The organism is Streptococcus suis, assembly GCF_019794555.1.
Classification (GTDB): Bacteria; Bacillota; Bacilli; order Lactobacillales; family Streptococcaceae; genus Streptococcus; species Streptococcus suis_AB.
The window spans coordinates 1-10,530 of the sequence record NZ_JAIMEP010000045.1 but is presented as its reverse complement, the minus strand read 5'-3'; the positions used below and the strand labels follow the sequence as shown (position 1 = coordinate 10,530).

Below are 10,530 nucleotides of genomic sequence, written 5' to 3'. Positions count from 1 at the left end.
TTGTATACACTTTTTTCACTAAACTTTAGTCCAAAAGAAAACAATTTCCTTATTTTGACTATTGAACTCAAAATATTTTTCGTCAAATACCTTGATGGACTTGACAAATGGTAGAAAAAAAGCCTTGCGGCTCTTTAACATTATACACGTTCAACTTTACCTGATTTAAGTGCACGAGCTGATGCCCAAACTTTTTTAGGTTTACCATCAATCAAAACAGTAACTTTTTGAAGATTTGGTTTAACTGCGCGTTTAGTTTGGTTCATTGCGTGTGAACGGTTGTTACCAGATACAGTCTTACGACCAGTAAAATAACATACTTTAGCCATTATATATTCCTCCTCATTTGATCAAATATTACGGATGTGCTAGCACCACATACCATACTAGTCTACCAAAAAATAGAGTGGTTGGCAAGGATTTTTTTTAATATTTTACAAGGGCTACTGGCAACATTGACTTTTCATCAGCTATTACTTTATTAAAAATCAATAAGACATCTAGATTTAAAGACAGCTCTAAAACAACAGATTATTGAAATATAGCCTCAACTCGGTAAATGACCTGACCTTTATTTGAGAATTTTTCCTCATACTCAGTCATAATATTGCCTTCTAGGCCGTCCGCATGTAAGTCTAACCAAACCTGCTTCAATACCATACCGTACTGTGAAAAGCTAGCCAAGCTATACTCAAACAGTCCACGGTTATCCGTTTTAAAATGAATTTCCCCATGTTCAGGCAGGATTTCTTTATAGGTGTCCAAAAACGTCTTATAGGTCAAGCGACGTTTCTCATGACGTTTTTTCGGCCATGGATCAGAGAAATTTAAGTACAATCTATCAATCTCTGCTGGCGCAAAATAATTTGTCAAACTTGAACCATCTACTTGCAATAACTTTATATTCGGTAAATCTGCTTCCAGAACTCGATCCAAGGCATAGCTTAGAACGGTCATCTGAATATCAATCCCAATATAGTTCACATTTGGATTTTGTGCAGCCATTCCTGTCACAAATCGACCTTTTCCTGATCCAACTTCAATGTGAATCGGGTTATCATTCCCAAAAATTTCTGCCCACTTCCCCTTACATTCTTCCGGATTGGAAATAACATACCGAGGATTGGTTGCTAAGAGCTCACTAGCTCCCTTTCGATTTCTAACTCTCATATATCTTTCTTGAAACTCTGACGAAATTGACGCAGAGCATATATTTCTTTGTTTGCCGCAGACACATTGTAGCTTTCAACATGCTTCACAATTTGGTTTAAATATCCAAGCTGACCATACCAATATATCTTACTGAGTACGGTTTGATTGTATTTATATCCGTATGCTTGAAGCCACTCTTTCCACTCATGACGCGGAATATAGTGTGTTAACAGATAAGCAACATCCAACATACGATCTGTTAAACAAGCCGTTTCCCAGTCAGTCAAGTATACTAGTCCACTCGTTGTTTCTACCCAGTTTGTATGATGTAGATCACCATGGACAAAAGTAGCTACTTCTTGACGAAAATTTGGTAAGTGATTTAATAATTCTTGACAAATCGATTGCAAATATGTGTTTTGTGCCAATCGAGCTGGCGCTTCTTTTTGCCAACGATGTACCAAATCCTGTGGCTCCATATAAGTATAATTCATCTGAAGAGCCTGATTCAACAAAATACGAGAATAGTGCATGCGCACCAGAATCTGACGCACCTGTTTACTTCCCATATCTTGACGTTCTAACGTCCTACCATTGAGCCACTCCTGCTCAACCCTATGCCCCATACCTGCCTCACGATTTGCTGATAAAATCGGTGGGGTAATTTGTTCCCGTGCCAAAACTGAAACAATAGGAGGCATTTCATACTTCACAAACACTGGCGTTCCGTCTGACCGTTGGCCTTTGAACGCCTTGCCACTATTCCCTGCAATAGACTGTAATTGTAGCCCACTGGTATCAAACTGCATGCCATTCCTCCTTGAAAAATTCCTTACTATTTTACTAGTTTTCAGCTATTTAGTCAATCAATTTTTTTAATTTGGCTGGTAAATATCCCTCGTGCAAAAAAATCCCAACCAACAGTAATAGCACCACCATTATACTCTCTTTAGAAAATAGCAGAGCTAAACTCACTTCGATTCCTAAAAGTCCGTAAAGTACAATACGCAGAACCTTTTGGAAACCACGCCTCTTTTCATCTTTTCCCAACGGATATAACTGAGTCAAATATTGATAATCATAATGCCTGAAGAGCCCTAGCAACTGGAACAAGAGTAAATAATGAAAAATGAGGACCAAGCCAATTGACAACCATGATTCATCAATCGCAATCAATGATAAGATGGCTAACAAAAGCAAGCGCAATGCTAAGGCTAAGTAATCCCCTGCCCTCATAAAAGCACGTAGATACAGATAAAACCAAGTTTGTTGATCATGCACAAGGTGCAATATCCCATTTAGATAGGTTCTCGGTTTTACAGGCACACTAATTCCTTTCACCGTGGTAAACAGGGCAAAGAAACGCAAAATTGACTGTTTTCTCTTCTGCTCATCCTGAATGGCTTTGGACCAATTCAACACTCCCTGTGACTGATATTGTGCCATTTGGTGCTTGACTAGAATGTATTTTAGCACCAACAGCAAAAGGATATAGCAAAAAATCATCCAAACAGCTAAACCCAGCATTAAGTAAATAGGAACCAATAACATTTGTACCAGCACCTGAATTCCAGACCATAGGATATAAGTCCGTCTAGCTGCTACATGGATAATTTGTAGAACTTCTTTTTCCTTTGGTAAAAGGAAAATCTCATCTGCCTCTTCCAAATAAGTGGCGATTTTCCCAGAAAATAACACCAACAAACCGACCACTAAAAGCAGCATGTAGATTGGCAGGGAGTTTTCAGGAAAATTCAGTAGTAATTGCCGATATTGCAAGCTTAAAAAGCCGATAAATACCATCAGCACTAACACAAAATGGTCATTCAATACATAGCGCAAATACTTGGAACATTTAGTTAGGAAGTCCCTTCTGCGTTGTTGAAACATTGCCTTCATCTGGCCACTCCTTCTTGTGTCAACACCAGATAGATTTCGTTAAGACTTGCACCTTTCATGTTAAAAGCATGCTGCAATTCCTCTAAATTCCCTGTTGCACGAACCTGACCTTGATGTAAGATAACAAAAGAATCACACATTTTCTCGGCCGAGTCAAGAACATGAGTAGACATCAGAATTGAAGTTCCTTTAGCTTTCTCCTCTTCTAATAGGTTTACTAAGTCCGAAATCGCTACAGGATCCAGCCCTAAAAACGGCTCATCAACAATCAACAAACTCGGTTCCACCATGAAAGCACAGATAATCATAACTTTCTGTTTCATTCCCTTAGAAAAATGAACAGGGAACCAGTCCAATTTTTCATCCAACCGAAAAATCGTTAACAACCCCTGAACTCGACCCCAGGCTTGATCCCAAGTCAAATCATAGGCTAAAGCTACTACCTCTAAATGTTCCTTAAGCGTCAATTCCTCATACAAGCTAGGTGTTTCAGGGATAAATCCAATTTTCTTCCGATATTTTTCTGCATCCTGTCCAAGACTTTTCCCATCAATTAAAATTTCTCCCTGATAAGGAGTTAAAAGGCCAATAATTTCCTTTATCGTCGTTGATTTCCCAGCACCATTCAATCCAATCAAGCCAACTAACTGACCGTTCTCAACAGTGAAAGATACATCTTTCAATACGGGAATATTGATGTAGCCTCCTGTAATATTTTTTACTTCTAACATACATTTCTTCCTATAATTTGATATAATTATTATATCAAAAATTCTAGAAAGAGGTTGTCATTATGTCAGATTGTATTTTTTGTAAAATTATTGCTGGAGAAATCCCAGCTTCTAAAGTCTATGAAGATGACCATATCCTTGCCTTTTTAGATATCACCCAAGTCACCAAAGGACACACTTTAGTTGTTCCTAAGAAACACTACCGCAATATGCTTGATATGGACGCAGAAGCAGCAGCTACACTCTTTTCAGTCATTCCTGCTATCTCCAGTCATTTGAAGGAGACACTCGGTGCTAAAGGCCTAAATATTGTCAATAATAACGAAGAAGTGGCTGGTCAGACTGTCTTTCATACCCATATCCATCTCTTACCACGATACGATAAAGAAGACGGACTGGAAATCCATTTCAAAACCAACGAACCTGATTTCCTAGCATTAGCCCAGCTAGCGCAAAGCCTCTATTTAGGAGAATAAGATGAAACTTAGCAATATTATAGTGGCTGTAGGTGCTGCCAGTGCAACCTTTCTTGCTATTACCAACCGAGATAAAATTTCAAAAGAAGTCAAGGAAACAAAACAACTCCTGACTGATATTCAGACCAGCAAATCGAATATCCAACATCAACTAGCCATTATCCAAAGTTTGCAAAAACCTTTGCAAGAATTAACAGCTGATCTCCAGTATAAAACACGCATCTACCAACAAAGTATAGCAGGCAACTTACAAGAGATCCAAATCATCCAAGAAAAATACGCTTCAAAAGACCCAAAAAAATTATAGAAAGCTGGGTAAAAGTGGCTCTATAATTTCTGTAGTGGGTAAAACCACCATGGAAATTATGGAGCCTTTTTGAGTGTAGAAAAAAAGTCCCATATGACCTATAATGAAAAGCGACTAAACTCACATTAGAAAGGGTTCATATGGAACAACTAAATCTTATCACAAATTTTCTCGGAATTAAAGACAAAAATATCACTATCACTGATGAATTTGATATGGGAACTCACTTAGAACTCCACGGTCACTTGGATTACACAGCCCCTAAATGCCCTAAATGCAAGGGACAAATGGCAAAATACGATTTCCAGAAAGCCTCTAAGATCCCCTACCTAGAAACAGCTGGCTATCCCTTACTTATCCGCCTTAGAAAGCGTCGTTTCAAGTGCAAGGAATGTGGGAAAATGGCTGTCGCTGAAACTCCTCTTGTCAAGAAGAACCACCAAATCTCCGTCGCTGTTAACCAAAAGATCGCTCAATTACTCATCGAAAATCAAGCAATGCAACATATTGCACACAGGCTATCTATCTCAACATCATCAGTTATGAGAAAGCTCAATGAGTTCAAGTTTGAAACGGATTGGAATACCCTACCTGAGGTGATGAGTTGGGACGAATATGCCTTCAAAAAGGGGAAGATGAGCTTTATTGCACAAGATTTCAATTCCCTAAATGTCATAACCATTCTGGACGGAAGAACTCAAGCAACTATCCGAAACCACTTTCTACGCTATCCTAGAAAGGTTAGAAATCGGGTCAAAGTGATTACCATGGATATGTTTAGTCCCTATTATCAACTTGCTAAACAACTTTTTCCGAATGCAAAAATCGTACTCGACCGCTTTCATATTGTTCAACACCTTAGCCGTGCTATGAATCGTGTTCGTATTCAAATTATGAATCAATTCGACAGAAAATCGCAGGAATACCGTGCCTTGAAACGTTACTGGAAATTGATTCAACAGGATAGCCGTAAACTCAGCGATAAACGATTTTATCGCCCTATGTTTCGAATGCATTTGACCAACAAGGAAATACTGGAAAAACTCCTGTCTTTCTCCGAGGAACTACGACAGCACTATGAACTCTATCAATTGCTCTTATTCCATTTCCAAGAGAAGAACTCAAACCATTTCTTTGACCTCATCGAACAGGAATTAGCCACTGTTAATCCTATTTTCCAGACGGTATTTAAGACATTTCTAAAGGATAAAGACAAGGTTTTGAATGCCATGGAATTGCCTTATTCCAACGCCAAACTGGAAGCTACCAATAATCTCATCAAAGTCATTAAGAGAAATGCCTTTGGTTTCAGGAACTTTGAAAACTTTAAAAAACGGATTTTGATTGCTTTGAACATAAAGAAAGAGAGAACGAAGTTCGTCCTCTCTAGATGTTAGCTTTTCATCTACCCACTACAGTTGACAAAGAGCCGTAAAAGTCTTAATACCAAAAAATAGCTTTGAATCAACGTTATTGATAACGTAATTCAAAGCTATTTTTTATGCAAATTTAAATCATAATGAGTTTTGCTCGACTTCTTTAACGATATTATCTGAACTTATTCCCCTTCTGAACTATAGGTATCTGTAGCAGTGGTTTCTGAATTCATCTCTGCTGTCGTATCATATGTGGTCGAATCTTCAGTTGATGTTTGGACCCACGGACTTGCTTCAAGCACCAATTCATTCGTATATGCATTGTATACATTAACTGGACTTGGAAGGTACATCATACTTTCATTCACTTGGACATTTGTCACTAAATCAGTAGCAGTTGGTTGCCCAATCGATGATTTCAAAACATTTTGCATTTCCAACAGATGCTCACTAGTAGGCAATTGATAGCTGAGTTCGTTAATCATCTGATCCTCACCCTGCAATTGATACGATTCCAGATTAGATAAAGCATCTTTATAACCCAGAAGCGATGGTATAGTCGAAGTCGTAATTTCAATATTTGTCCGCATATTATTTGAAATAGCTGTCAGAATTTTTTTGTATTGTGTTAATCCATCTAAATTTAACAACTTCTTCACGATAGCGGTGATGACTTCCCGTTGTCGTTTTTGGCGACCAATATCCCCTTCAGGATCATCATAACGCATTCGGGAATAAACCAATGCTTGATTACCATTTACTAATGATTTTCCTTCCGGAACAACTGCAGTATAAGCTGGTTCATGTTCCGAAATTGAGATTGGGAATCCCAAAGTATTATTTACTTCGATTCCACCAAGTGCGTCAACCAATTCAACTAGCCCATCCATATTAATCTCAACATAGCGATCAATGGTGATATCCATCATTTTTTCAATCGTCGCAATTGCCATGGGAGCTTGTCCATAGCTATAGGAATGATTTAGTTTTTCAATTGTCCCACTGGATGTCCCATCTGGCTCTGCAATTTCAACCATGATATCTCTCGTCAGACTCATCATAGTAGTAGTATTTGTAGTTGGATTGAGCGTAACAAGAATCATAGAGTCACTACGGCCATCCTCCCATTGTCCCCCCCGTGATTCCTGATCCATATCCACCCCCATCAAGAGTATGGTTAACGGCTCGGTTGCATCGATTGGCTCTATAGAATCACCATCATCACCCAACGATTTGAATGTTTTTGAAATCTCACCTAGAGAAAATCCCAATATACTATTGCCGTAAACTCCAGCGGCTACCACTGTCAATAAGAAAATCGACAAGGACATCAAGACTATTTTTTTCCAAATTTTCATAGATCACCAATCAACATACCCATATAATAGAGATCTAGCCATTCCCCTTGATCAGTTCTAGCTCCTCTATATTGAGTTCCTTCTATCTGAAATCCTAATTTTTTATAAAGATGTACTGCAGCTTGATTGCGAACTTGGACTGTCAACTCTAATCTGCTCAGCAAACCAATTTCCCGTACCCAATGCAAAACTTCTTCTAAGAGTATAGTGCCAATTCCATGACCCCAGTATTTTTTCTTAACTGCAATAAAGATATTTCCAATATGGCTAATTCGAAATTGTTTAGAAGACTTAACAGTTATTGCACCTATAACCTCATTCTCTAGTTTTGCCAGCAAATGGATTTCCCTAGGATTTTCAATCCCAGCCGCAAAAATCGTTTCCATCTGCTCTTGATGATATGCAAAACCCGTTTCGTCCATGACCAAGAAATCTGTTTCTGAGGCTACTTGATGCATAAAATGGATAAACGCCTGCGCATCACTGGGATCTGCTTCACAAAATTCAATCTCTTTTCTACGCATTTGGAATCTCCGCTAGTAAACTTTGGCTTTGTCTTCCAAAGGCTTCAAAAGACAGAGAGCGACCTTCTTCAACCTTTTCAATGTAGATTCTTAGATAATCATCGAACAAAGATAAATCCAATAACTCTCCCCATTCGATGACAGTAATGCCGTCACCAAAAAGAAAATCATCCAAATCAATAGAGTCAGGATCATCTCCAATTCGATAAACATCTAAATGAAATAATGGTAGACGTCCTTCATATTCGCGTACAATCGTATAGGTTGGACTTTTAATCATTTGCTCAATACCAAGACCCTTCGCAATACCTTTTACCAATGTTGTTTTTCCAGCACCAAGATTTCCAGATAACAGTATCACTTGCCCCGCTTGACAAACACTACCCAGGTTTTCACCAATTGAAATCAATTCATTTTCATTTCGACTTAACATACATTCCATTATACCATAGGCCAATTTGTTTGTCATAAGCAGACCAGAAAATCCCAAACGAAAGCGAAAAAATCGTGAGCATGATCACATACTCACGATTCATTTTTATTCAACACTGAACAGATATGGGTACACTGGCTGATCTCCCTGGTGGATTTCAACTTCGATGTCTTCAAATTGTTCTTCCAATTTTTCAGCTACGGCTTGAGCTAATTCTTCGTCACCTTCTTCGCCAAGATAGATAATAACAATTTCACTATCTTCATCAAGCATTCTTTCAAATGTTGATTCAAGTGTCTCCATCATATCTGGATTAGATACAACAATTTTTCCATCAACCATACCAAGATTATCATTTTCATGAATTTCAAGGCCATCAATTGTTGTATCACGAACAGCTGTCGTAATGCTGCCACTTTTCACATCAGCTAGTGAGGCTGTCATGGCTTGTGCGTTACTGTCCAAATCACGACTAGGATCAAATGCCAACAAACTTGTAAAGCCTTGTGGTAGGGTCTTAGTTTCTACTACTTTTACAGCAACGTCCGCCACTTCAGCCGCAGACTGAGCTGCCATTAAAATATTTTTGTTGTTCGGTAGTAAAATTACATTACGCGCATTGACCAAATCAATAGCTTTCAAAAAGTCTTCTGTTGATGGGTTCATGGTTTGACCTCCAGAAATGACATAGTCAACACCTTGTGATTTGAAAATCTCAGTTAACCCTTCCCCAGCTGCTACAGCAATAATAGCATATTCTTTTTGCTCAGCTGGTTTTTGGACAGAACCTTCTTTTTCAACCTGCGCTTCATGTTGCTCACGCATATTGTCTACTTTAACTTTAACCAGGCTACCATACTGGAGTCCAGCCTGCATCACCAATCCGGGATCTTCTGTGTGTACATGTACTTTCACAATTTCATCATCGTTGACAACTAGGAGAGAATCTCCAAGATCATTCAAGTAATTACGGAATTCTTCATAGTCAAATTCTTTAACATAAGTAGGACCTTGGCGTAGAGCTACCATGATTTCTGTACAATAACCATAAGTAATATCTTCCGTTGCAACGTGACCCGCTACAGACTTGTGGTGTTCTGCATTTATCATTTCTGACATAACTGCTGGAGTCGCCTCAAATTCTTCAGAAGCAATGTACTCACCTGTAAGAGCTGACAAGAAACCTTCATAAATATATACAAGTCCTTGACCGCCTGAATCGACAACTCCAACCTCTTTCAAGACTGGAAGCATATCAGGTGTTTTCTTTAGGGCACGATTAGCTCCATCCAGTGTTGCACGCATGACTTCGACTGCATCGTCTGTTTCTTCAGCCTTTTTGAGTGCTGCAGTTGCGGCACCACGAGATACCGTAAGAATAGTACCCTCAACAGGTTTCATAACAGCTTTATAAGCTACCTCTACACCATGTTGAAAAGCCTGTGCTAAATCCTTACCATCCAATTCAACCTTACCCTTAACAGATTGACCGAAACCACGGAATAACTGAGATGTAATAACACCAGAGTTCCCGCGCGCTCCCATTAGCAATCCTTTGGACAAAATTTGTGCAGCTTCACCGACTGTAGAAGCAGGCTTATCCGCAACTTCCTTAGCACCATTTGTAATGGTCATCCCCATATTGGTACCTGTATCCCCATCTGGTACAGGGAATACATTTAGCGAGTTGACATATTCAGCTTGTTTATTCAGACGAGTTGATGCAGCCTGCACCATTCCTTGAAATAAACTAGTAGTAATTTTAGACACAATTATTCTCCTACGACTTTAATATTTTGGATAAAAACATTAACGGCATCAACAGAGATACCCAATTGACTCTCCAAGTTAAACTTCACGCGCTCCTGGATATTGCGAGATACTTCACTGATTTTTACACCATAACTCATCACAGTATAAACATCGACTGCAATACGACCATCTTCTAAAGTCTTGATAACAACACCTTTGGAATAGTTTTCTTTTCTCAAAAGAGCCTGAAAATTGTCCTTAATCGCAGATTTACTAGCCATCCCAACAACACCGAAAATTTCAGTCGTAGCACCGCCGACAACTGTGGCAATCACGTCATCAGTCAATTCAATTTGGCCGTCTTTTGTATTGATCTTTACAGTCATATTCCTTACCTCAAATAGTTTTATCACTCCATTTTACCATATTTTCAGCATTCTGTAAAAAACAAGCTTGTGACATCTGATATCTTCTAATGTTATGAAGTATTATTCATCTATATCTGAAAGAATGAGTAGCAAC

The 10,530-nt window shown here is 38.7% G+C and carries 13 protein-coding genes; 3 read left to right on the top strand and 10 right to left on the bottom strand.

What is annotated here, in order from left to right; all coding sequences use genetic code 11:
- Window positions 1-140 precede the first annotated feature (140 nt).
- The 5 genes from rpmB to K6V48_RS11105 all read right to left on the bottom strand — a co-directional run bounded on the left by rpmB (window position 141) and on the right by K6V48_RS11105 (window position 3,782).
- Window positions 141-329: a 50S ribosomal protein L28 gene (rpmB, locus tag K6V48_RS11125; protein ID WP_001140948.1), complete on the bottom strand. Its 189-nt coding sequence runs from the start codon at window positions 327-329 to the stop codon at window positions 141-143.
- Window positions 330-531: 202 nt separating this feature from the next.
- The gene (gene trmB / locus K6V48_RS11120; RefSeq protein ID WP_222369748.1) at window positions 532-1,170 is read right to left on the bottom strand and encodes a tRNA (guanosine(46)-N7)-methyltransferase TrmB; all 639 of its coding nucleotides are present in this window, start codon (window positions 1,168-1,170) and stop codon (window positions 532-534) included.
- Window positions 1,167-1,961: a cell cycle regulator CcrZ gene (gene ccrZ, locus K6V48_RS11115; protein ID WP_222369745.1), complete on the bottom strand. Its 795-nt coding sequence runs from the start codon at window positions 1,959-1,961 to the stop codon at window positions 1,167-1,169. The genes trmB and ccrZ overlap by 4 nt, the downstream gene beginning before the upstream one ends.
- A gap of 49 nt (window positions 1,962-2,010) precedes the next feature.
- Complete coding sequence (locus tag K6V48_RS11110) at window positions 2,011-3,051, bottom strand: ABC transporter permease (protein WP_222369742.1); 1,041 nt, start codon at window positions 3,049-3,051, stop codon at window positions 2,011-2,013.
- Complete coding sequence (locus K6V48_RS11105; RefSeq protein WP_222369739.1) at window positions 3,048-3,782, bottom strand: ABC transporter ATP-binding protein; 735 nt, start codon at window positions 3,780-3,782, stop codon at window positions 3,048-3,050. The genes K6V48_RS11110 and K6V48_RS11105 overlap by 4 nt, the downstream gene beginning before the upstream one ends.
- Window positions 3,783-3,844: 62 nt before the next feature.
- Between K6V48_RS11105 and K6V48_RS11100 the strand changes: the two genes are divergently transcribed.
- The 3 genes from K6V48_RS11100 to K6V48_RS11090 all read left to right on the top strand — a co-directional run bounded on the left by K6V48_RS11100 (window position 3,845) and on the right by K6V48_RS11090 (window position 5,962).
- Window positions 3,845-4,258 (top strand): HIT family protein, encoded by a 414-nt coding sequence (locus K6V48_RS11100; RefSeq protein ID WP_222369736.1) that lies wholly within the window; start codon window positions 3,845-3,847, stop codon window positions 4,256-4,258.
- A 1-nt stretch (window position 4,259) separates the two neighbouring features.
- Window positions 4,260-4,565, top strand: a complete 306-nt coding sequence (locus K6V48_RS11095; protein WP_222369733.1) for a chemotaxis protein — start codon at window positions 4,260-4,262, stop codon at window positions 4,563-4,565.
- 140 nt (window positions 4,566-4,705) lie between these two features.
- On the top strand, window positions 4,706-5,962 hold the full coding sequence (locus K6V48_RS11090; RefSeq protein WP_222369731.1) for an ISL3 family transposase: 1,257 nt from the start codon (window positions 4,706-4,708) through the stop codon (window positions 5,960-5,962).
- Window positions 5,963-6,123: 161 nt separating this feature from the next.
- Here the strand turns inward: K6V48_RS11090 and lytR are convergent, their stop codons facing one another.
- From lytR to K6V48_RS11065, 5 genes are all read right to left on the bottom strand, one after another.
- The gene (gene lytR / locus K6V48_RS11085; protein ID WP_222369729.1) at window positions 6,124-7,299 is read right to left on the bottom strand and encodes a glycopolymer--peptidoglycan transferase LytR; all 1,176 of its coding nucleotides are present in this window, start codon (window positions 7,297-7,299) and stop codon (window positions 6,124-6,126) included.
- Window positions 7,296-7,823 (bottom strand): GNAT family N-acetyltransferase, encoded by a 528-nt coding sequence (locus tag K6V48_RS11080; RefSeq protein ID WP_172039468.1) that lies wholly within the window; start codon window positions 7,821-7,823, stop codon window positions 7,296-7,298. Before K6V48_RS11080 ends, lytR begins: the two co-directional genes overlap by 4 nt.
- A complete protein-coding gene (gene tsaE / locus K6V48_RS11075; protein WP_024404749.1) occupies window positions 7,816-8,256 on the bottom strand; it encodes a tRNA (adenosine(37)-N6)-threonylcarbamoyltransferase complex ATPase subunit type 1 TsaE in 441 nt (146 codons plus the stop codon). Before tsaE ends, K6V48_RS11080 begins: the two co-directional genes overlap by 8 nt.
- A 105-nt stretch (window positions 8,257-8,361) precedes the next feature.
- Entirely contained in the window at window positions 8,362-10,026 is a 1,665-nt protein-coding gene (locus tag K6V48_RS11070; RefSeq protein WP_222369727.1) for a DAK2 domain-containing protein, read from the bottom strand.
- 2 nt (window positions 10,027-10,028) lie between these two features.
- A complete protein-coding gene (locus tag K6V48_RS11065) occupies window positions 10,029-10,394 on the bottom strand; it encodes an Asp23/Gls24 family envelope stress response protein (RefSeq protein ID WP_024392607.1) in 366 nt (121 codons plus the stop codon).
- Between the last annotated feature and the right edge of the window lie 136 nt (window positions 10,395-10,530).